Source organism: Streptomyces sp. NBC_00554 (assembly GCF_041431135.1).
Lineage (GTDB): Bacteria > Actinomycetota > Actinomycetes > Streptomycetales > Streptomycetaceae > Streptomyces.
The window spans coordinates 5235216-5255172 of sequence record NZ_CP107799.1 but is presented as its reverse complement, the minus strand read 5'-3'; the positions used below and the strand labels follow the sequence as shown (position 1 = coordinate 5255172).

Here is a 19957-nt window from a genome sequence, read left to right as displayed (position 1 = left end):
AGCGGCGATGCACCGCGAGCGCCGTCGCTTCGCAAGCTGAGGGGTCAGACGCATATACGCCCGTACGAGCCAGATCACGACGTCGTACGATCTGCCGTCATGGCAGATACCGGCGAAGAACTCGGTTGGCTGGAGCAGTGGTACCAAGCCCAGTGCGACGGCGACTGGGAACACGAATGGGGCGTTCGGATCGAAACGCTCGACAACCCAGGCTGGACAGTACGCATCGATCTCGAGGAGACGGCGCTGTCCGGTCGTCCCTGCCTGAGAACGGACGTACAACGCAGCGACTCCGACTGGGTGATGGCGAAGGTGTCGGACGACGTCTTTGAGGCGTCCTGCGGCCCGCTCAACCTCGGGGAAGTACTGCGCCTGTTCCGCGACTGGGCCACGTCAGTCAGCAACGAGCCCTAGCCAACGAACAAGTACGAACGGGTCGGCCTGTCTCAATTTCCTTCTCATTGAGCCCCGTTCACGACCGTTCTAGCGAGACCCCAAGTCGGAAAGCGTGTAGGCGACCACGATCGGGGGAGACGACCTGGACTCGTGGCATAAGGGCTCGGCCTCATCCGGAAGCGGACGGGCGCAGTCACCCCTTCCGTCTCGGAGACGGTTCGTCGAACAGGCTGAGTTCATCGCTGCTCGGGGCCTCGAAGAGCTCTGCGTACTCCTCAAGCATCTCGCGAGTGATCGGGGCCGTCCCCCGCTTGCCCTCCCCGTTGCGGGTATCGAGGCGGCGGCACAGTTCATCAATCGGCGCCGCAAGGTAGTGCAGTTCGACGGGAACTCCGAGTGCGCGCGCCCCGAGTCGCTTCTCATCCCGCTCAGAGCGGGACCAGAAGCCGAACTCAAGGATCACGCTCTGTCCGAGCTTCAACAGCTCCTGGGCATGCTGGGAAAAGCGCCTCTCCAGCAGGTCGCGCGTTTGCGCATCAAACAAGTCGATGCCGAGATCCGCCATCCATTCGTCCGGGCACAGACGCACCGCCGGAATCTCGCTCGCCATGCGCTTGGCCAGCGTTGTCTTCCCGGAACCAGGAAGTCCGCACAGCAAGATCAGTCTCGGCTCGCGTCCCGCGTACACCAGGTCCCTCCACAACGCCTCAGGATCATTACTGCCGTACATGCTGACGCAGCCAGGACCGACCGCAGAACTGGGTTTCAGCGACAAGCCACCGAGTCGGTCGTCTGTGACAAGCCTGGGGAACCGTCGCGCCCGGTTCGGGCGTTTTGGTTTCGTGAAGGGGGCGGTGTTTCTACGCTGGTCCTTCGGAGCGGCAAGAGGTCGGCCGCCAGTGGTCGGGGGATCAAGTGAGTGCTGAGATCGTGCAGTTGGTCGGGCAGGCGGGTCCGTATCTGACGACTGCGGTGGGTGCGTACGGGGTGGCGGTCTTCGCCCGTGCCGAGGACGCGGCCGTGGATGCCACCGCGAATCTGGGGCGGCGCATGCTGCAGGCGGTGTGGCGCCGTCGTGATGTGCAGGGCCGGGCGGAGTTGGAGGCTGCGGTTCAGGACACGGCCGAAGCGCCCGGTGATGAGGATGCGGCGGCCGCGCTGCGTCAGCAGATCAAGCGGGCCTTGCGGGAGGACGCCGAGTTGCTGGCCGAGCTGGCCCGGATCCTCCCCGTCGGCGGGGAGACGGTGAATGTGACGGCGTCCGGTGAGCGGTCCATCGCCGCCAAGACCATCCGTACCGCTGTCACCGGTGACAACGCGACGATCAGGCCATGACCGACCGTTCTGCCCCCGGGGGCAGTGGTGTTCAGGCGTCTGGTGCGGGGTCCATTGGGGTGGGCGGCGATGTCGGGGTGGCCATCACCGGTGACGGTGCGCGGGTGGTGATGCTGCCGGCCGAGGCGGTGCGCTGGGCCAGGGATGTGGATGCGCCGCCGGGAGCGGCGAATCTTCCCGGGTCGGCGTCCGGGGTGTTCGTCGGGCGCGAGGACGAACTCGCCCGGCTGCGCCGGCTGCTGACCGATGAGGGGGAGGCGGCGGTTACCCAGGTGTCCGCGATGCGGGCGATCCACGGGCTGGGTGGGATCGGCAAGAGCACCCTCGCCCTGCACTACGCCCACCTCCACCGGCAGGCTTACACACTGGTGTGGTGGCTCAACGCCGCCACCAGCGAGCAGATCGTCACCGGTCTGGCTTCCCTCGCTATGCGGCTGTGCCCGCAGTGGGCTCCCACGGCGGACGTGCCGGAGCGGGCGGCCTGGGCCATCCTGTGGCTGCAGTGGCACCCCGGCTGGCTGCTCGTCTTCGACAACGTCGAACACCCCGATGACCTGCGCCACTACCTCGGCACCCTCCCCGACGGCCACCATCTGGCCACGAGCCGCACCGGGACCGGCTGGCACGCGATCGCCCCCACCATGCCACTGGGCCTGCTCGATGCCGACGCCGCCGTGAGTCTGCTGTGCACCCTCGCCCTGGGAGAGGGGCAGACGCCTTCCCCGCACCAGCGCGAGGAGGCCGACGCACTCGCTGCCGAACTCGGATACCTGCCCCTGGCCCTGGAACAGGCGGGCGCCTATCTCTTCGAGACCGGAACTTCTCTCGCCGACTACCGGACCCTGCTGGGGCAGGTCATGGACACCGCCGTGGGCGGTATCGATCCCGAGCGCACCATCGCCCGCATCTGGCGCCACACGCTGACCGCCGTCGAACACCGCAATCCGCAGGCGGTCACCCTGCTCGACGCGATGGCCTGGCTCGCACCCGATGACATCCCCCGCACCCTGCTTGCCCCGCTGAGTCCCGACACTCGCACGCTCGGGGAAGCCCTGGGAGTGCTGCATTCCTACAACATGATCTCTTTCAGCGCCGACCGACAGAGCGTCAGCGTCCACCGCCTCGTCCAGGCCGTCCTGCGCCACCGCCCCGCTGCCGGGCCGGACGAACACCCACCCGGCCGGCAAGACACCGAGCACCTCATTCGGCAGGCCGTCCCCACCCAGGACACGAACGCCCCACAGTGGGAACGACTCCTCCCCCACGTGATCGCCCTCGCCGTAACAACACCACCCCACAGCCCGGCATCAATCGAAACCGCATACGCCTATCACGCCACCGCGCAATATCTGTATCGCGAGGGACGCGACGCCCACAGCATCCCCCTGCGCACGGCCGCCCTCGTCCACTACGAGCAGGTGCTCGGCGACACGCACCCCCACACTCTGACCAGCCGCAACAACCTCGCGCTCGCCTACTCTGAGGCGGGGGACCTTACTCATGCCGTCCCCCTGCTGGAGGCCACCGTCGCCCAGGACGTGCAGGTCCTCGGTGACACCCACCCCGACACCCTGCAAAGCCGCAACAACCTCGCCGCCGCCTACTACGCGGCGGGGGACCTGGACCGCGCCGTCCCCCTGCTGGAGGCCACCGTCGCCCAGTTCGAGCAGGTCCTCGGTGACACCCACCCCAACACCCTGCAAAGCCGCAACAACCTCGCCAGCGCCTACGAGTCGGCGGGGGACCTGGACCGCGCCATCCCCCTGTACGAGGCCACCCTCACCCAGTACGAGCAGGTCCTCGGCGACACCCACCCCAACACCCTGCACAGCCGCAACAACCTCGCCTACGCCTACTACGCGGCGGGGGACCTGGACCGCGCCATCCCCCTGTACGAGGCCACCCTCACCCAGTACGAGCAGGTCCTCGGCGACACCCACCCCAACACCCTGCACAGCCGCAACAGCCTCGCCAGCGCCTACGAGTCGGCGGGGGACCTGGACCGCGCCATCCCCCTGTACGAGGCCACCCTCACCCAGTACGAGCAGGTCCTCGGCGACACCCACCCCAACACCCTGCACAGCCGCAACAACCTCGCCTACGCCTACTACGCGGCGGGGGACCTGGACCGCGCCATCCCCCTGCTGGAGGCCACCCTCATCCAACGCAAACAGGTCCTCGGAGACACCCACCCCAACACCCTGACCAGCCGCAACAACCTCGCCCACGCCCGCAAAGCCGCCGAGACCGTAGAGCAACCAGATACAGCAAACCCAGCAACAACCCCTGACCTTCAGCACCCCTCAGCCCCTCCCGACCAACCGGAATGACCCCAAGCAACCGTTCCGCATAGAGCTACGGACCAGAACGCCCCTCACATCCGCAACCGACATCAGCAACGCCGGACTCGGCTACCGCAACGGCTGGCATCATCGTTGGATGGCAGGCGGGCAGCTACCGGCAGGGTGGACTCTGGAGGAGATCCGCAAGGTCTCCGGCGATCAGGAGGCCATGGCTCTCGACACCGATCGCGTAGTGATGTGGCTGGGCTGGCCGGCGCAGGATGAACGGCTCTGCCCCGAGATCGTCTTGGGGTTCCATGGGCTGTGTCTGGTGAAGCCGGTCAACGACGACGACTGGTACATGGGCAGTCTGAACGACGACGGCAGTATCGACTGCTGGAGCGCCTACGACGATCTCTATCAGGCGCTTCGTGGTCTGTAGCCCCGAGGGCGTCCGCTCCAGGTCGGCACGGGAAGACCCGGCTCGCTTTCCGTCCCTTCGACGTTCTCCCTCTGGCCGATCCGCCCCGAGGCCCGGGCGGCCGCACAACCGGACACCGATGTCACCAGCGGTCGCAACTGCCAGCACCGACCTGCCATGGCGCCGCACAAGCTTCCGGAATCCGTCACGGACGGGCATGGTCTGAGCATGAGCATGGACGCGATCAGTCAAATGCCGGATGGGGAAAGGGAGTTAGGGGACGAGGCGCCCGAGCCGCTCGGGCCTGAGTCGCTGACCTGGAAGTATCTCGGTGACTGGCGCGGGATCCTCACCGCGTTGTGGGCGGGGTCGATGCAGAACATGCATCCCGGGCTGGGCGCAGGCGTCGAAGAGCACTCGCGGTTCTTCGAGGAGCGCTGGCAGCGGCTGTTCCGCTCGCTCTATCCCATCAGTGGAGTCGTCTACGACGGCCCGCGCGCACGGCGGACCGCGCTCGAGGTGCGCGGCTACCACGACCGGATAAGGGGTGTCGATGCCCAGGGCCGCCGGTACCACGCGCTGGACCCTGACACCTACTACTGGGCGCACTCCACGTTCTTCGTCAGCACGATCCTGATCGCGGAGCACTTCGCGGGTGGCATCGGTGAGGCGGAGAAGCGCCGGCTGTTCGACGAGCATGTGCAGTGGTACCGGATGTACGGCATGAGTATGCGGCCGGTGCCGGAGAGCTGGGAGGACTTCCAGCTCTACTGGAAGCACATGTGCGCGGAGGTCCTGGAGGACAACAAGGCCACCCGGGACGTACTCGACATAGCCGGGATCGCGAGGCCGCCGTTTCTGCCGTGGCTGCCGAACGCGGTGTGGCGCCCGGTCGGCGCGCTGATCGGGCGGACCTTCGTCTGGTTCACCGTCGGGCTGTACGACGGGGAGGTCCGCGACCTGCTCGGCTTCACCTGGTCGGGGCGCGACGCCCGGCGGCATCGCAGGGCCTGCCAGGTGATCAACTCTGTGTTCAAGCTCGTACCGCACGACCGCCGCTACCATCCGCGAGCCCGGGCAGGCTGGCGTCGCGTCCGCGGTGAAATCGCGCCGGACACCGAGCCGGTCGGGACACCACGACGGAACCTTCCGCCGCTGTCCGAACGCGAAAAGCCGGAGCATTAGGCGCCGACTGGGCACCGGATGTCCAGCGAACCCGGGATGTGCTCACCGACTCTCCCCCGGCGAGACCTGCCCCTTTCAGAACCCTCAAGAACAGAACCCTCAAGAACAGAAAACTCACGAACAGAACATTCGAGGGCAGAACATTCGCGGGCAGATCGCTCACGAACAGATACCCCACAGGCCGCGCTAAGATCCAACGTTCGGGGGCGGGCGTGAAGCCTGCGGGGAGCACGGATTCAACGGGGGAACTACGCGTATGCGCGTCACTTTTCTGATCCACAACGGTTACGGCGTCGGCGGGACGATCCGCACGACCTGCAACCTCTCAGGCGCGCTTGCCGAGTTGGGTCACGAGGTGGAGGTGGTGTCGGTCTTTCGGCATCGCAAAATCCCCCGCTTCACCTATGACAAACGCGTACACCTCCGGCATCTCGTCGACACCGACAAGAAGAGCCCCGGATATGACGGCGAACACCCTGAATTCGAGCTCCCCGCCGACGACTTCCCCCGCAGCGACCACCGGCATCACCAGTACAGCGCTTTGACGGACCGGCGAATCGGCGAATTCCTCGCCGAACTGGATACCGACGTCGTCGTCGGCACCCGCCCCGGACTCAACGTGCACATCGCCCGCCAGGCCCCGGCCCACGTCATAAAGGTCGGCCAGGAACACCTGTCGCTCGACGCCCACCCGTCCCAGCTCAACCTCACGCTGCGCCGCGTGTACCGCCGGCTCGACGCGGTGACCACCACCACCCACGCCGATGCCGAGGCGTACCGCAGGCGGATGTGGCTGCCGGGCGTACGGATTTCCACCCTCCCCAACAGCATCCCCGATCCGGGCATCGCCCCCTCCGACGGCTCCGCCCCGCAGATCATCGCGGTCGGCCGGACCGCTCCGGTGAAGCGCTACCAGGACCTGATCGGGGCCTTCGCACAGGTCGTGGCCGAGCGCCCGGACTGGGGACTGCGGATCTGCGGCATCGGGCCGCAGGACCGCGAACTGAAATCACTGGTGAAGAAGTTGGGGCTCACCGACAGCATCACCTTCCTGGGCAACGTCACCCCCGTCGAACCGGAGATGGCCAAGGCGTCGATCCTGGTGCTGTCCTCACGGATGGAGTCCTTCGGCATGGCCATCGTCGAGGCCATGCGGGTGGGTCTGCCCGTGGTGAGCACCGACTGCCCGCACGGCCCGCGCGAGATCATCACCCACGGGGTGGACGGCCTGCTGGTGCCGCCCGGCGACATCGACGCCCTGGCCAAAGCGCTCCTGGAACTGATCGACGACCCGGAACGGCGCCAACTCATGGGCCGGGAAGCCCTGTCGAAGGGCATGCGGTACGACCCCGAGCCGATCGCCGCACAGTGTGCCGCCCTCTTCCAGGAACTCCTGGACGCGCGCGACGGCGGAACCACACCCAGGCAGCCCGCCACCGCTTTCCTGAGCGCGGCCGTACACACCGCCGGCGACCTCGCCGGCGCGACCGTCTCCAAGGCGCGCCGCACACTGGGCGCCCTCAGGCGAAGGCTGCGCGCCCACACAGGGAACTGAACGACGGGTCAGTACTCCGTCGGCCGCGACTCCAAGTAGTCCTTCAGAAAGGCGTACTTGGCGTCGCTGTCCGCCGCCGGAACGGGGGCGAAGCCGTCCCCGAGCTCCATCGACAACGGCTTCGACGTACGCAGGGCAGGCCACGCCGGCAGGGAGTGGCGGCCGTTGGGGTTGCCGGTGGCGCAGAAGTTGGCCACGTACGAGGACGTGGTGTCGGCGATGGCGTGGTCCGCTTCCGTCCACGGGCGGTCGGTGCCGTAGAGGTTCCCGAAGAGGTAGTACTTCTCGGCGCCGTGGTAGGCGCCCGCGCCGTTCGCGGGCTCGATCGGGTTGGTGGTGTCGGAGCCCGGTGGGACGTGCGTCCACCAGTAGTTGTAGACCGGGCTCCTGTTCGCGGCGGTCTCCTTGAACTGCGTGCCCCACAGGAAGGTCGAGACGCGTTCCTCGTCGCGCGCGTAGTTGTTGTACTGCTCCGCCGCCTCCTCGTCGGTGGCGGCCGGGTAGAGGGCGAGGAACTCCGGTGCCCGGTCGGCGAATTCGGACTCGGCGTACGCCTGGAACTGGGCGACCGTCATCTTCAGGTTGGGCGACGCACCGTTCTCGTCCTTGTTGTTGCCGGTGAGGACCGGCACATCGGCCTCGGCGCCGGACTCCATGGCCTCGGTGTACGAGGTCGGCAGTACGTACCCGTCGAGGACGTTGCCGAAGTCGGTGCCGGCGGACGGAGCGTCGTCCGCGTAGACCTTGGACACGATCTCGGCCGCGGACAGCGCCCGCAGTCCGTCCGTCGAGGAGGCGCCCATGTACGCCGCGAACGCGGTGCCGTTGGCCTCGGCGGCGGCCAGCGTCCTGTAGCCGCCCGCCACATGGCCGAGCGCCGGGTCCTTGGTGTACTGCACCCCGGCGGCCAGCAGAGCCCGGTGGTACAGGCCCCGGGGCAGCCGGGAGATCATCGAGATGTTGACGAACGACGAGCCGTGCGACCAGCCGCCGATGGTCACCCGGTCCGGGTCCCCGCCGAACGCGGCGATGTTCCGCCGGATCCACTTCAGCGCCGCCACCGTGTCCAGCACACCCCAGTTGCCGGAGCCGCCGTGTCCGGACTCGGCGCTCAGGCCGGGGTGGGCGAGGTTACCGAAGGCGCCGACGCGGTGGTTGAAGGTGACGACGACCACGCCTTTGTCCGCCAGGTTGGCACCGTCGTACACCGGCTGCGAGGCCCACATGGCGGTGTTGCGCCCACCGTAGATCCACACGAAGACCGGGCGGCGCGCACGCGAACTCGCCTCGCCCGTCCAGATGTTGAGGTTCAGGCAGTCCTCGCTCAGCGGGGGCACCTTGTCGGCGGCTATGCCCGAGACGGGCTGCGGGCATGCCGCACCCCAGGTGTCCGCCTTGCGGATGCCCTTCCAGGACGGTGCGAGGCGCGGCGCGCGCCAGCGGTTCTCCCCGGCGGTGGAGGCCGCGTAGGGGATTCCCTTGTAGACGGTGACGCCGTCGAGTGCGGCCTGAACACCGGTCACCAGGCCGGACTCCGTACGCACCGGCGGCCCGGCGTCGCTGCCGACGGTGCGGGAAGCGGCCGAGGCGGGGCCGGTTTCCACACCGCCCAGGAGCGCTGCGCCGGCTGCGACACCGGCGGTACGGCCGAGGAAACCGCGGCGGCCGAGCGCCGGGACGGCAGCGGGGTTCGGGGAAGGGACGTTTCGTAAGCTCACAGGGTCTCCCGATCGAGGGGGGTGGGCCGTTCTCGTGCGCAACGGGCGGGCCATTCACGTGCAGGACGGGCGGGCCGTCCGCAGACACATCGGACAGACCGTCCGCAGACACATCGGACGGACCGTCCGCAGACACGGCGAACAGGCCGTTCGCAGACACGACGGATCGACTCTTCGCAGGTCAAGGCCCTGTGCGCGGACCGCCCGCGAATCAGTCGCCTCATGCTGTGCCCGGCCTCGGGGAGCGGCAAGTAGCCCGGTGGTGACTCACAGCTTTCAACCGTGAAACTTAGGTTGCATGCCGTCACATGCCGTACGGCTTGACGGTTCATGCGGCCAAGGCGGTCAAGACCCTTGCGGCCCCGGTCAGTTGGTTCCGGCGGCGCTGCGGGCCGACCACTGGAGGAGGAAGCGCAGGGCCTCCTGGGACGGGGAGTCGGGCGGAGCGGTGTAGGCGACGAGCCGCTGGTCGGGCTGGGTGTCGACGGAGAGCTGCTGGACGTCGAGGGTGAGTGGGCCCGCGACCGGGTGGTGGTAGGTCTTGGTGAGCTGCCGGGGGCCGCGCACCAGGTGGCTGCCCCACCAGTTCCTGAAGTCCGGGTCCCGCACGCTCAGTTCGCCCACCAGCGCGGCCAGCGCCTGGTCCTCGGGGTGCCGGCCCGCCTCCATCCGCAGCACCGCCACGCACTCACGAGCCGCGCGCGGCCAGTCCGCGTACAGGGCCCGGAAGGCGTCGTCGAGGAAGGTCAGCCGGATCAGGTTCCGCTCGGCCGGGGGCAGCGCGCCGAAGTCGGTCAGCAGGGCGGTGGCCGCCTTGTTCCAGGCCAGCACGTCCATACGGCGGTTCAGAACCATCGCGGGGATGTCGCGCATGCCGTCGAGCAGTTGCAGCAGCGGCCGGCCGACCCTCCCCCCGGGAGGTGCCCCCGCCCCGGCCGGCTGCCGCGCGGGGGCGGCCTGCGTCACATCGGCCACGGCGAAGAGGTACGCGCGCTCGTCCGGGGCGAGCTCCAGCGCGTCCGCGAGCGCGTCGAGGACCGGGCGGGACGCCCGGCGGGTCCGGCCCTGCTCCAGCCGTACGACGTAGTCGATGCTCACGTGCGCGAGCTGGGCCAGCTCCTCCCGGCGCAGGCCCGGCACCCGGCGCAGCCGCCCGTCGTCCGGCACACCCGCCCGGCGCGGATCGAGCGCGGCACGGCGGGCACGCAGGAAGTCGCCCAGCTCGTTGCCGCCGGACAGACCACTGGACAGACCACTGGACGGACCAGTGGAAGGACCAGTGGAAGGACCACCGGACCGGCCGCCGGAAGATGCGCCACCATGCTGCTCCATACCTCCAGTGTCCGCCGTACCCCGCCCCCGTGCCTGGTACTGATCCGCATAGGCAGCACCCTCCCTGGCACCCCCCACCCCCACGGCACAACGGTGGACGCATGACAGAACACACGCCAGAACACACAACGGGACACACGCCAGGCCACGCACCCATCACCCTCGGCGGCGACCTCAGAACCGGCCGCGTCGGCTACGGTGCGATGCGCCTCACCGGCACCCACCTCTGGGGCGAGTACCCCGACCGCGACAGCGGGATCACGCTCCTGCGCGAGGCGGTCGAGGCGGGCGTGACCCTGATCGACACCGCCGACGTCTACGGCCCGCACACCAACGAACTACTGATCCGCGAAGCGCTCCACCCCTACCCCGAGGACCTGGTGATCGCCACCAAGGGCGGCTTCGTACGCGGTGGCCTCGACCTCTCCTCGATCGACGCGGTCGGCAACGCCAACTACCTCCGCCAGTGCGCCCACTTGAGCGCGCGGCGCCTCGGCGTCGAGCGGATCGACCTGTACTACCTGCACAGCGGCTGGGCGCAGGACGCCTCGTTCGAGGACCAGGTCGGCACCCTCGCCGAGCTGCGCCGACAGGGCGTGATCCGGCACATCGGCCTGTCGAACGTCACCACCGAACAACTCCGTGCGGCGCGAGAGATCACCGAAATCACGGCCGTGACCGCCCACTTCAACGTCGTCGACCGCCACGAGGCCGCTCTGCTCGACGCGACCGTCGAAGCCGGCGCCGTCTTCGTCCCCTGGCAGCCGGTCTCCCTCACCCGGCCCGGCACCCCCACGGACACCGACGGCCCGGAAACGGTCCGACACGTCCTCGGCCCCATCGCCGCCCGGTACGACGCGACGGTCTCCCAGATCGCACTCGCCTGGCTGCTCGCCCGCTCACCCGCGGTCATGCCGATTCCCGGCACCACCAGCATCAAGCACGTCCAGGAGAACCTCGCCGCACAGGACCTCGAACTGACCCCCGAGGAGATCCGGTCGATCACCGACCTGACCCCTGAGAAGTGAGCGGCGGACCAGTACTAGCCGATGTTCACGGTCTTCGACACCGTGACCTGGTCGATGTCAGTCGTCCGCACCGTGGCCTTCATCGTCCAGGTGCCGGCCAGCGGAAGGGTGAGGCCGTCGGTGGCCCAGTAGCCGCCCTTGTCCGTGAGCTGGGCGTCGATCGGGCCGACGTCCTGCTTCGGCAGCGAGAATGTCAGGCGCAGTTCGGGGACGGTGGCGATCCCGCCGTCGGGCCCGAAGATCACGGCCTGCACGGAGTTCTCGCCCACCCGGCCGGGCGCCAGCTCGATCTGGACCTTGCCGCGCCCCCCGGGCGTACCGACGTCGAAGGGAATCAGCGTCGAAGACCCGGTGGGCTGCTCCGCCGCGCTGACCGCGGCCGCCGACTCGGTGGCCGCCCGCCCCGACTGCGTACCGGTCAGCAAGGTAGTGACCACGAGGACCACGATCCCGACGCTGACCTCGGCAAGCACGGACCGCCGCAGCCCCCGCCGATACGGACCGGCCTCGGCCACCGCCTCCCCCGCCACATCGGCTCGTACGTCCTTGGAGTCACCCGGCACCCCCGGCGCCCCGACCACTTCCGGCACCCGCTCCCGCACCACCACCGGGGCCGTCACGGCGGTCACGGCCAGCCGCCCCGTCCAGCGCCGCGAATACCCGGCCCCCACCAGCAGAAGCAGCACCGCGCACAGCTTGACGACGAGAAGGCGGCCGTACGACGTGGACGTCAGGGCGTCCCAGGAGCCGAGGCCGCGCCAGGACTGGTAGACGCCGGTGACGGCGAGGACGGCGACCGAGGTGAGGGCGAGCCGGGAGAAGCGGGTGACGACGGCCGCCGGGACCGGTTCGGCCGGGCGGTAGAGCGCGGTGAGCAGGGCGGTCAGGCCGCCGAGCCAGACGGCCATGGCGAGCAGGTGCAGTACGGAGGAGACCATCGCCACGGGGACCTGGATCCCGGCGGAGGCGTGGTCGGCGGCGGCCCAGGTGACCGCGAGGCCGAGGGCGAGCAGCCCGCCCAGTGCCCCCACGACCCGCCCGCGCTCCCGTGCTCGTACGGGATAGAAGGCCACCGCGCCCAGCAGCACCAGCCGTGCCACCAGCGCGATGCCGGGCCTGCTCGTCAGCGTCTCGCGCAGGACGGCCGGATCGATGGCTGCGGAGAGCCCGCTGCCCCGTTCGTACGGGCCGCGCAGGAGGAGCAGGGCGAGGGTGGAGACGAGCAGCGTCCACCAGCCGGCCAGCAGCAGGCGGTGCACGCTGCCCGGGTATCCGCAGGCCAGGACGAAGACGGCAGCGCCGATGAGTACGGCGAGACCGCCGTACGCGATGTAGCGGGTGATGTCGTAGAGGTTGCCCGCGACGGTGTCCTCGGCGGATGCGGTGGGCAGGGCGGCGGCGGTCGCGGAGGGTTTGCCGATGGAGAAGGTGAAGGCGCCGGAGACCGGGTGGCTGTCCGCCGATACGACCCGCCAGGCCACGGTGAAGGTGCCGGTGCCCATGCCGTCCGGCAGGCTCACCGAAGCGGTGTTGGCGCGGTCCCCGACGTGCGCCGGTTTGCCCGTGTGGACGCGCCGGTTTTCCGGGGTGATCACGCGGAAGGAGTCGTCGAGGAGGCCGACGGACTCGGTGAACGTCAGCGTGATCTGCGTGGGCGCCTCCTTCACCACGCTGCCGTCCTGCGGATCGGTGCCGGTCAGGGCGGCGTGCGCGGACGCACCGCCCACCCCGCCGAAAAGCACCAGGACCAGCACGGTACCCAGCAGCGCCAGTCCCCGGACGATGTGCCGTCGCGCTCGCTGTCCGCTCACGTACCGTCTCCGTATCCGCATTCGCTCAGTCTCGGATACGTACGGACGAAAGCGACGCAGTGCTCACCCGCCCCGCTTCAAGCCCTCCCCAAGAGCGTCTCTCGCGTCAGGAAGGCGAGCCGGGCACGCTTCTCGGGCAGGTACACCTCGGGCAGATCGATCTCGGGCAACACGATCTCCGGCCCCGGGACGAATCCCTGCCGGGTCAGCCGGGAGATGGCCTTCGTGTTGCGCGCGTCGGGCTCGACGACGACCCGCCGCCGGTCCAGGCCGACCAGCACGAACGTGGTGAACGCGGTCAGCAGCGCGGCCGACCAGCCCGGCAGCCGCCCCCCGCCGGGCCCAGGGGGCCCGATCAGCAGATGGATCCCAATATCCCCCTCCTCGACGTCGTAGCACTCGCTGACACGGTCGGCCTCGGGCTCGTACGACTGGAAGAGCGCGGCCGGTTCACCGTCCTTGACCGCGAGGAAGGCATGGTGGGTGTCGAGCGAGTCCAGATGGACGTAGGTCTCCAGCACCTGCTCCCTGCTGAGCCCGTTCATGCCCCAGAACCTGGCCCGCTCCTCACTCACCCAGCCGTGGATGACATCCAGGTCGGCGTGCGGGTCGACGCGCAGGATGCGGACGGTCCCGACCCCGTCGATGACCTGCTCGTGAAGGGCGACGCGGGCGGGTGCGTACGACTCAGTGGTCATGGTTCTCCTTGTTCCCCTGGGCCAGCTTGTCCCAGTCCGTGATGACCGGGGCGAGAACTCCCTCGACCCACAAAGGGAGTTGGTCACGATGGTGGGCGGCCCCCGGAACACCGTCGGCACCGAGCGGCACCACCCAGAGACTCCGGTCCCGGTCGGCCAGATCCCATACGTAACGGGCGGCAGGACCGCGCGCGGCGAGGTCGGTCACCCCGGGCACCGCCGAGGTGCACAGCACGCAGTCGTGGTCACCCGAGAGCCCAGGTTCGTCGTAGGCACTCCCCGCGAGCGCCCGCCAGGGCGCGAGCCGGTGCGTGTCCCCCCAGGCACGCGGCGTCCAGCCGGCGGCCACCTCCTCGACCGCAGCACAGACAAGCGCGGTGCGATCGATGCCGTACAACTCCTCGACCCCCAAAAGGTTTTCGAGGGCAAAGCCGATACGCGGAGTGAGAGCGAGCCAGGGAAGAAAGACCTCCGGATACGCAGGCGGCTCGGCAAGAACGGCGAGCGCCGGCTCCGCCGCAAGCCGCCGCACAACAGCGCTACGAACCGCCGCGTACACCCCAGCGGAGACACTGCCGGCATCCATCCGCCGATCCCAGGCGAGCAGTTGATCCCGCAACGCACCCCCCTCCGGACTCAGCCGCTGACCACCCCCACCCTCGAGATGCCCCAACAGGACGGCAGCCGAGGCGAGATGAGTGTCCACATGAATGGCAGCGATATCAGAGGCAGCCCACTCAGCCCGGGACACAAGAAGTTCGCGAATACGCGCGGCCCGATGCGGCGCAGCGAACTCAACCCCAAGCTCCTCCGCCAGCCCCCGCTGATTGGCCATGACAGCAATCCCACTCACACCCACCCGGGGCATCGCATGCCAGCCCTGCCACTCCCTCCCCTCCTCCCAGGCGTCGACGACCCTCGTCCGATTGCGCTCACTCCGCACGGGCACGCGTCCCGCGACCCGGTGCAGCAACCCGCCCGCCGTGTCCGCGGCCTGGACGACGTTCACGGGCTCGGCCCAGAGGTCGAACGCCCGGTCCACATCGGCGACTTCACGAGCCCGAAGAAGCGGAAGCAGCGCACTGAAACCAAGATCTTCGGAAACGCGAGGCGGATAACGAAGACTGATGACCTCATCCTCACCAGCTCCCCCGATGACCACGGGCCCCCGCTCCGTCTCGATCACCTCGACCTCGACGGACTCACCCCCGGCCACCTCCACCCGCTCCACATGCCGAGCCGCGACCCGCCACTCACCATCGGCCCCGAGCGCCTCGACGGACGACGAGGAGCCGACCACCCGCAACCGCTCCCGGTAGAGGTCCTGATAGTCGGCCATGGCGTTAGTGATCGCCCAGGCGACATGGCCGGTGTGGGCGAAGTGCGCGATGCCCGGGACGCCGGGAACGGCGAGGCCGACGACGTCGAACTCGGGGCAGGCCAGATGGATCTGCTGATAGACGCCGGGGTCCTCGATGAACCGGTGGGGGTCGCCACCGATGACCGCGTGCCCGGTGACCGTACGCGCGCCACTCACCAGCCAGCCGTTGCTGCCGGAGGTACCGGTCCCGTCGGTGGCGAAGAGCCCCACGGCCTCGACACCGAGCCGCCGCACGACCTCCTCGCGCCAAAGCTTGGCCGGGAACCCTGCAAAAAGGATGTGCGTGGCAAGCCAGACACCGAGCGGAGTCCAGGGCTCCCAACGCCCGGGAACAAGCCCGCTCTCCGCAAACTCAGGCGCCCGCCGCCCACCGGCCCCAAGCCCATCCCCCAGCCCTTCGTTGACGCCGTCCACGTACGAGACGACCCACGCGGCGGTCTCGGGATCGCGTCTCTCCAGGGCGGCGAAACAGCGTCTGGCGGTGTCGTCGAGGCGGGCCTGGCGAGCGAACCGGTCCCAGGCGACGGCCTCGGCACCGAGGAACGCGGCGGACGTGCCCTGGGAGCGGTGCCGCTCGACCTCCAGCTGCCAGGCCCGGTCCACGGCGGTGATACGGCCCTGGGCGCGGGCGAGTTCGAGTGCGCTGTCGGCACGCAGGTGCGGGATTCCCCAGGCGTCACGGTAGATCTCGACGGTCACGGCAAATCCCCACTAACTCCAGGTTAGGCTAACCTAACTTCCCTTGGGGAGAAATCGTACGGGAGGGGCGGAGACGGCATGAACCAGGGGCACGGCTGGGAGGGCGCGGTCCTGCCGACGGATGCACACACTGGGCTACTGGCGCGCGACCTGCCCCCGTAAGCGGGATCATCGGTCCATGGACGCGACCCTTCACCTGGCCCAGCAGCCCGAAGCCGACGAACTCCTCGGACGCAGTCCGCTCGCCGCCCTCGTCGGGATGCTCCTGGACCAGCAGGTTCCGATGGAGTGGGCGTTCGCGGGCCCGTACACGATCGCCCAGCGCATGGGCCGGGACGACCTGGACGCCCACGAGATCGCCACGTACGCCCCGGAGGCCTTCGCCACCATCCTCTCCACCAAGCCGGCCGTACACCGCTACCCCGGCTCCATGGCCAAGCGCATCCAGCAGCTGTGCCAGTACCTCGTGGAGCACTACGACGGAGACGCCGCCACCGTCTGGAAAGACGCCACCACAGGCGACGAACTCCTCCAACGCCTCAAGGATCTCCCCGGCTTCGGCCCCCAGAAGGCCCAGATCTTCCTGGCCCTCCTGGGCAAACAACTCGGCGTACACCCCAAGGGCTGGCGCGAGTCCGCGGGCCCCTACGGCGAACAGAACTCCTTCCGCTCAGTGGCCGACATCACGGGCCCCGACTCCCTGACCAAGGTCCGAGCCCACAAACAGGAGATGAAGGCAGCGGCAAAGGCAGCAAAGGCTTCCGGCAAATAACGCACGCCCCCACGCCCCCGCAGCCGGCCGACGACGGAAGGGGGCGTGTCGGTACATCAAATGCCCGCATCCGAACGGATCCGGAACACAGGTTCACCAATCACCCACAGTCGATCCGTTCGGATGCGGGCGGATGTACCGGCGCGCCCCCGACCCACCCACCGGCAGCACCCGCGGCGTCCACCGGCAGCACCCGCCGCGTCCACCGCCAGCGCCCGCCGCGTACACCACTCGGACCACCCCGGTGGCAAGCCCCCTCAAGCCGTCGCGAGCATGAGACATGACCGAGGAAAGAGACGCGCCCCCCACCCCCCTCGAAGGCCCCCTGCACCTCCTCACCCGCAGCGCCTGGCAAGCGGTCCTGGTAGCCGGAATCGCGGCCCTCGCGCTGGGCGTCATGGTGCTGGTCTGGCCGGGCGCCTCACTCCGGGCGGCAGGCGTCCTCTTCGGCCTCTACCTGCTCTTCAGCGGCGTGCTGCAACTGGTCGCCGCCTTCGGCACACACGTGGCGACGTCTCTCCGGGTGATGGCCTTCATCAGCGGCACCCTGTCCATTCTGCTGGGCCTGTTCTGCTTCCGAGGCGCGATGCAGTCGATCCTGCTACTCGCCCTGTGGATCGGCATCGGCTGGCTGTTCCGCGGGATCACCCAGACCCTGGCCGCCGCCTCCGACCCGGGCGCACCGGCCCGTGGCTGGCAGATCTTCCTGGGCATCGTGAGCTTCCTCGCCGGGATCGTCCTGATCGTGTCGCCCTTCGAGTCGGTCGCGGTCCTCACCCTGGTGGGCGGCTGCTGGCTCCTCGCGGTCGGCATCACCGAGATCATCACCGCGTTCCGGATCCGCAACCGCGCCCACTACGTCCCCCGCACCGCCTGACGCCCCAACGCACACACGCACCGCACGCCGTCAACTCCACGCCCGCCCCATACGCCAAGAGGGCGGATCTCACCCCCACCAGATGAACCACCGGCCCCCGACGGGGACATGACGTGACATGAAGCTACGGGTGCTGGTCCTCCTGGTCGTCGCGATCCTCGCGACCACCCCGCACCCCGCCGCGCTCACCGCGACCCCCACCACGGTCACCACGGAGGCCCCGGCCACCGAACACGACGTACTCGACACGGCCCTGCGCCCACCCGCCCGCCAGGGACACCGCCCCGTAACCCCCCTGCGCCCAGCACCCCGTGCCAGGTCGGAGCACCCGGACCCGAGGCCGCACACCGCCCCCGCACCCGCCCCGCCGACCCCCTCGCCCACCCTGCACGCGCTGCGCTGCATGGTCCTGCGCTGCTGACGGACCCGGCCTCCGGACCCGTAACTCACCAGCGACCACAAGGACACCCCCATGCCCAAGGACCCGTACGCGGTCCTGCGCGCCCTGCTGCGCGCAGACGCCGTACGCAACGCACCCAAGCCGGAACCCCGCCGAGGCCCGGCCGACCAGAAACCACTGAGTTCCGAGGTTCCTGCCCCGAAGAAGACCGGAACCGACTAACCAGAAAGGTGGCCGCCCTCCCGGGGCGGCCACCCCGCACGGCGACCCGGGCCGGCAGCCCTACCGCTTACGCCGAGCCGTCCCGAACAACGACCGAGTGATCTCCCGCCCGATCTGCGTCCCCACCGACCGCGCAAGCGACTTGAACATGCCGCTGCCAACGACCTGCTCGACAACGGAGGCATCCTCCTTGGGAGCCTTACCCCGCCCCTTGGCGGGCGCCGACGCGGCTCCGGGAGCCGCCGGCTCACGCGAGGCAGACTGCCCCGCCGCCGCAGACGCACGCGCAGCCTCCGCCACCGTGAGCTTCTCGTACGCGGACTCACGATCCACCGCCTGCGCATACCGCCCGTACAACGACGACCCCTTCACGGCCGCGTCGAGCGCCCCCGCGTCGACGGGCCCCATCAGCGACTCCGGCGCCCGCAGCCGAGTCACCGCGACCGGCGTGGGCGCACCCTTCTCGCTCAGTACGGTGATCACGGCCTCGCCGGTGCCGAGCCCGGTGAGGACCTCCTCAAGGTCGTACGGCGAATTCGGGAAGGTCTTCACCGTGGCCTTCAGCGCCTTCTGGTCGTCCGGTGTGAAGGCCCGCAACGCGTGCTGGACGCGGTTGCCGAGCTGGCCGAGAACATCGGCGGGGACGTCCTTCGGGGTCTGCGTCACGAAGAAGACGCCGACCCCTTTCGAGCGAATGAGGCGGACGGTCTGCGTGATGGAGTCCAGGAAGGCCTTCGACGCATCGTTGAAAAGAAGGTGGGCCTCGTCGAAAAAGAACACGAGCTTCGGCTTCTCGGAGTCGCCGACCTCAGGAAGGTCGTGAAACAGATCGGCAAGCAGCCACATCAAAAACGTCGAGAAGAGCTGCGGCTTGTCCTGCACCTCAGGCAGCTCCAGCACGGACACAACACCCCGCCCGTCCCCCGCCACCCGCAACAGCTCACCCGTGTTGAACTCCGGCTCCCCGAAGAAGGGGCTCATGCCCTGCGCCTCGAAGGCGGTGAGGGACCGCAGGATCACCCCCGCCGTCGCGGTCGAGAGCCCGCCGATCCCCTTCAGCTCCGCCTTGCCCTCGTCCGAGGTCAGAAAGGTGACGACCGCGCGAAGGTCCTTCAGATCGACGAGCTCCAGGCCCTTCTGGTCGGCGTAATGGAAGATCAGCCCGAGCGACTGCTCCTGGGTCTGGTTCAGCTGGAGCACCTTGGAAAGCAGCACCGGCCCGAAGCTCGTGATCGTGGCCCGTACGGGGATGCCGTGCCCCATCCCTCCAAGCGCATAGAACTCACTCGGAAACCCGGTCGCCACCCACTCCTGATGCACATCGGCGGCCCGCCCCTGAACCTTGTCGTTCGGGACACCGGGCGCGGAGATCCCGGAGACATCGCCCTTGATGTCGGCGAGAAAAACGGGCACACCCTGCGCCGACAGCTGCTCGGCGACGAGCTGGAGGGTCTTGGTCTTGCCGGTACCGGTGGCGCCGGCGACGAGACCGTGCCGGTTCAGCATCGGAAGCGGGATGCGGATCTGTACGTCCGGCAGGCACCGCGCGTCCCAGAGCAGGGCACCGAGATCGAGGGCGGGCCCCGAGAAGGCATACCCGGAGGCGATCTCCAGGACTTCCTTGGGGAGAGCGACGGCGCTGCCGATCACCTCGGGGGAGTTGCCGCCCGTCGCGGGAGCGCTCCCCGCCGTCTGAGCAGCGGCGGCCGCGGACGTGGTCCCGGCAGTGGCCGCAGGTACGGTCTCGCTGTCACTCATATCAGGCCCCTGTTCCCGGTTTGCCCTGATTTAAGGCGTCTTTTCCAGCGTCGCACTCCGCCGCCAAGGCTGCGCCCGGAACGTCTT

18 protein-coding genes are annotated in these 19957 nt (G+C 69.0%); 11 read left to right on the top strand and 7 right to left on the bottom strand.

The features are described from left to right. Window positions 1-99: 99 nt before the first annotated feature. Window positions 100-414 (top strand): immunity 53 family protein, encoded by a 315-nt coding sequence (locus OG266_RS23070; RefSeq protein ID WP_329546738.1) that lies wholly within the window; start codon window positions 100-102, stop codon window positions 412-414. A gap of 175 nt (window positions 415-589) precedes the next feature. Here the strand turns inward: OG266_RS23070 and OG266_RS23065 are convergent, their stop codons facing one another. Continuing rightward, complete coding sequence (locus tag OG266_RS23065; RefSeq protein ID WP_371552914.1) at window positions 590-1126, bottom strand: AAA family ATPase; 537 nt, start codon at window positions 1124-1126, stop codon at window positions 590-592. A gap of 185 nt (window positions 1127-1311) precedes the next feature. On the opposite strand from OG266_RS23065, the gene OG266_RS23060 reads away from it, so the two are divergent. The 5 genes from OG266_RS23060 (at window position 1312) to OG266_RS23040 (ending at window position 7174) form a co-directional block, all read left to right on the top strand. Beyond that, on the top strand, window positions 1312-1731 hold the full coding sequence (locus OG266_RS23060; RefSeq protein WP_371548166.1) for a hypothetical protein: 420 nt from the start codon (window positions 1312-1314) through the stop codon (window positions 1729-1731). Then, window positions 1728-4061: a tetratricopeptide repeat protein gene (locus OG266_RS23055; RefSeq protein ID WP_371548165.1), complete on the top strand. Its 2334-nt coding sequence runs from the start codon at window positions 1728-1730 to the stop codon at window positions 4059-4061. Before OG266_RS23060 ends, OG266_RS23055 begins: the two co-directional genes overlap by 4 nt. A gap of 109 nt (window positions 4062-4170) precedes the next feature. Further along, on the top strand, window positions 4171-4455 hold the full coding sequence (locus tag OG266_RS23050; RefSeq protein ID WP_371548163.1) for a hypothetical protein: 285 nt from the start codon (window positions 4171-4173) through the stop codon (window positions 4453-4455). A gap of 213 nt (window positions 4456-4668) precedes the next feature. Further along, window positions 4669-5619 (top strand): oxygenase MpaB family protein, encoded by a 951-nt coding sequence (locus OG266_RS23045; protein ID WP_371552913.1) that lies wholly within the window; start codon window positions 4669-4671, stop codon window positions 5617-5619. A gap of 256 nt (window positions 5620-5875) precedes the next feature. Continuing rightward, on the top strand, window positions 5876-7174 hold the full coding sequence (locus OG266_RS23040; protein ID WP_371548161.1) for a glycosyltransferase: 1299 nt from the start codon (window positions 5876-5878) through the stop codon (window positions 7172-7174). Window positions 7175-7182: 8 nt separating this feature from the next. Here OG266_RS23040 and OG266_RS23035 read toward each other — a convergent pair whose 3' ends face one another. Both OG266_RS23035 and OG266_RS23030 read right to left on the bottom strand, forming a co-directional pair. Further along, the gene (locus OG266_RS23035) at window positions 7183-8892 is read right to left on the bottom strand and encodes a carboxylesterase/lipase family protein (RefSeq protein ID WP_371548159.1); all 1710 of its coding nucleotides are present in this window, start codon (window positions 8890-8892) and stop codon (window positions 7183-7185) included. Between the two features lie 366 nt (window positions 8893-9258). Next, the gene (locus tag OG266_RS23030; protein ID WP_371548158.1) at window positions 9259-10224 is read right to left on the bottom strand and encodes a helix-turn-helix transcriptional regulator; all 966 of its coding nucleotides are present in this window, start codon (window positions 10222-10224) and stop codon (window positions 9259-9261) included. 101 nt (window positions 10225-10325) lie between these two features. Here OG266_RS23030 and OG266_RS23025 point away from each other — a divergent pair, with 101 nt between their 5' ends. Further along, window positions 10326-11252 (top strand): aldo/keto reductase, encoded by a 927-nt coding sequence (locus tag OG266_RS23025; protein ID WP_371548157.1) that lies wholly within the window; start codon window positions 10326-10328, stop codon window positions 11250-11252. A gap of 14 nt (window positions 11253-11266) precedes the next feature. Here the strand turns inward: OG266_RS23025 and OG266_RS23020 are convergent, their stop codons facing one another. Genes OG266_RS23020 through OG266_RS23010 form a run of 3 tightly spaced genes read right to left on the bottom strand, consistent with a single transcriptional unit; the run spans window position 11267 to window position 15841 of the window. Continuing rightward, window positions 11267-13084, bottom strand: coding sequence for a copper resistance CopC/CopD family protein (locus tag OG266_RS23020; RefSeq protein WP_371548156.1), 1818 nt, complete (start codon window positions 13082-13084; stop codon window positions 11267-11269). Window positions 13085-13140: 56 nt separating this feature from the next. Continuing rightward, window positions 13141-13761 carry a GNAT family N-acetyltransferase gene (locus tag OG266_RS23015; RefSeq protein WP_371548154.1) on the bottom strand — a complete coding sequence of 207 codons (621 nt, stop codon included), beginning with the start codon at window positions 13759-13761 and terminating at the stop codon, window positions 13141-13143. Continuing rightward, window positions 13751-15841: a penicillin acylase family protein gene (locus OG266_RS23010; protein WP_371548152.1), complete on the bottom strand. Its 2091-nt coding sequence runs from the start codon at window positions 15839-15841 to the stop codon at window positions 13751-13753. Before OG266_RS23010 ends, OG266_RS23015 begins: the two co-directional genes overlap by 11 nt. A gap of 178 nt (window positions 15842-16019) precedes the next feature. On the opposite strand from OG266_RS23010, the gene OG266_RS23005 reads away from it, so the two are divergent. The 4 genes from OG266_RS23005 to OG266_RS22990 all read left to right on the top strand — a co-directional run bounded on the left by OG266_RS23005 (window position 16020) and on the right by OG266_RS22990 (window position 18112). Further along, entirely contained in the window at window positions 16020-16613 is a 594-nt protein-coding gene (locus OG266_RS23005) for an HhH-GPD-type base excision DNA repair protein (RefSeq protein ID WP_371548150.1), read from the top strand. 280 nt (window positions 16614-16893) lie between these two features. After that, the gene (locus OG266_RS23000; protein WP_371548148.1) at window positions 16894-17490 is read left to right on the top strand and encodes an HdeD family acid-resistance protein; all 597 of its coding nucleotides are present in this window, start codon (window positions 16894-16896) and stop codon (window positions 17488-17490) included. A 118-nt stretch (window positions 17491-17608) separates the two neighbouring features. Further along, window positions 17609-17911, top strand: a complete 303-nt coding sequence (locus OG266_RS22995) for a hypothetical protein (RefSeq protein WP_371548146.1) — start codon at window positions 17609-17611, stop codon at window positions 17909-17911. A gap of 51 nt (window positions 17912-17962) precedes the next feature. Then, entirely contained in the window at window positions 17963-18112 is a 150-nt protein-coding gene (locus OG266_RS22990; protein WP_266458924.1) for a hypothetical protein, read from the top strand. 60 nt (window positions 18113-18172) lie between these two features. Here OG266_RS22990 and OG266_RS22985 read toward each other — a convergent pair whose 3' ends face one another. Continuing rightward, window positions 18173-19870, bottom strand: coding sequence for a helicase HerA-like domain-containing protein (locus OG266_RS22985; protein ID WP_371548144.1), 1698 nt, complete (start codon window positions 19868-19870; stop codon window positions 18173-18175). Window positions 19871-19957 lie beyond the last annotated feature (87 nt).

Bases quoted from the DNA above. Each gene is read 5' to 3' on its own strand.
- OG266_RS23070 (WP_329546738.1), top strand. From the start codon at position 100: ATGGCAGATACCGGCGAAGAACTCGGTTGGCTGGAGCAGTGGTACCAA.
- OG266_RS23065 (WP_371552914.1), bottom strand. From the start codon at position 1,126: ATGTACGGCAGTAATGATCCTGAGGCGTTGTGGAGGGACCTGGTGTAC.
- OG266_RS23055 (WP_371548165.1), top strand. From the start codon at position 1,728: ATGACCGACCGTTCTGCCCCCGGGGGCAGTGGTGTTCAGGCGTCTGGT.
- OG266_RS23050 (WP_371548163.1), top strand. From the start codon at position 4,171: ATGGCAGGCGGGCAGCTACCGGCAGGGTGGACTCTGGAGGAGATCCGC.
- OG266_RS23045 (WP_371552913.1), top strand. From the start codon at position 4,669: ATGGACGCGATCAGTCAAATGCCGGATGGGGAAAGGGAGTTAGGGGAC.
- OG266_RS23040 (WP_371548161.1), top strand. From the start codon at position 5,876: ATGCGCGTCACTTTTCTGATCCACAACGGTTACGGCGTCGGCGGGACG.
- OG266_RS23030 (WP_371548158.1), bottom strand. From the start codon at position 10,224: ATGGAGCAGCATGGTGGCGCATCTTCCGGCGGCCGGTCCGGTGGTCCT.
- OG266_RS23025 (WP_371548157.1), top strand. From the start codon at position 10,326: ATGACAGAACACACGCCAGAACACACAACGGGACACACGCCAGGCCAC.
- OG266_RS23020 (WP_371548156.1), bottom strand. From the start codon at position 13,084: ATGCGGATACGGAGACGGTACGTGAGCGGACAGCGAGCGCGACGGCAC.
- OG266_RS23015 (WP_371548154.1), bottom strand. From the start codon at position 13,761: ATGACCACTGAGTCGTACGCACCCGCCCGCGTCGCCCTTCACGAGCAG.
- OG266_RS23005 (WP_371548150.1), top strand. From the start codon at position 16,020: ATGGACGCGACCCTTCACCTGGCCCAGCAGCCCGAAGCCGACGAACTC.
- OG266_RS23000 (WP_371548148.1), top strand. From the start codon at position 16,894: ATGACCGAGGAAAGAGACGCGCCCCCCACCCCCCTCGAAGGCCCCCTG.
- OG266_RS22995 (WP_371548146.1), top strand. From the start codon at position 17,609: ATGAAGCTACGGGTGCTGGTCCTCCTGGTCGTCGCGATCCTCGCGACC.
- OG266_RS22990 (WP_266458924.1), top strand. From the start codon at position 17,963: ATGCCCAAGGACCCGTACGCGGTCCTGCGCGCCCTGCTGCGCGCAGAC.
- OG266_RS22985 (WP_371548144.1), bottom strand. From the start codon at position 19,870: ATGAGTGACAGCGAGACCGTACCTGCGGCCACTGCCGGGACCACGTCC.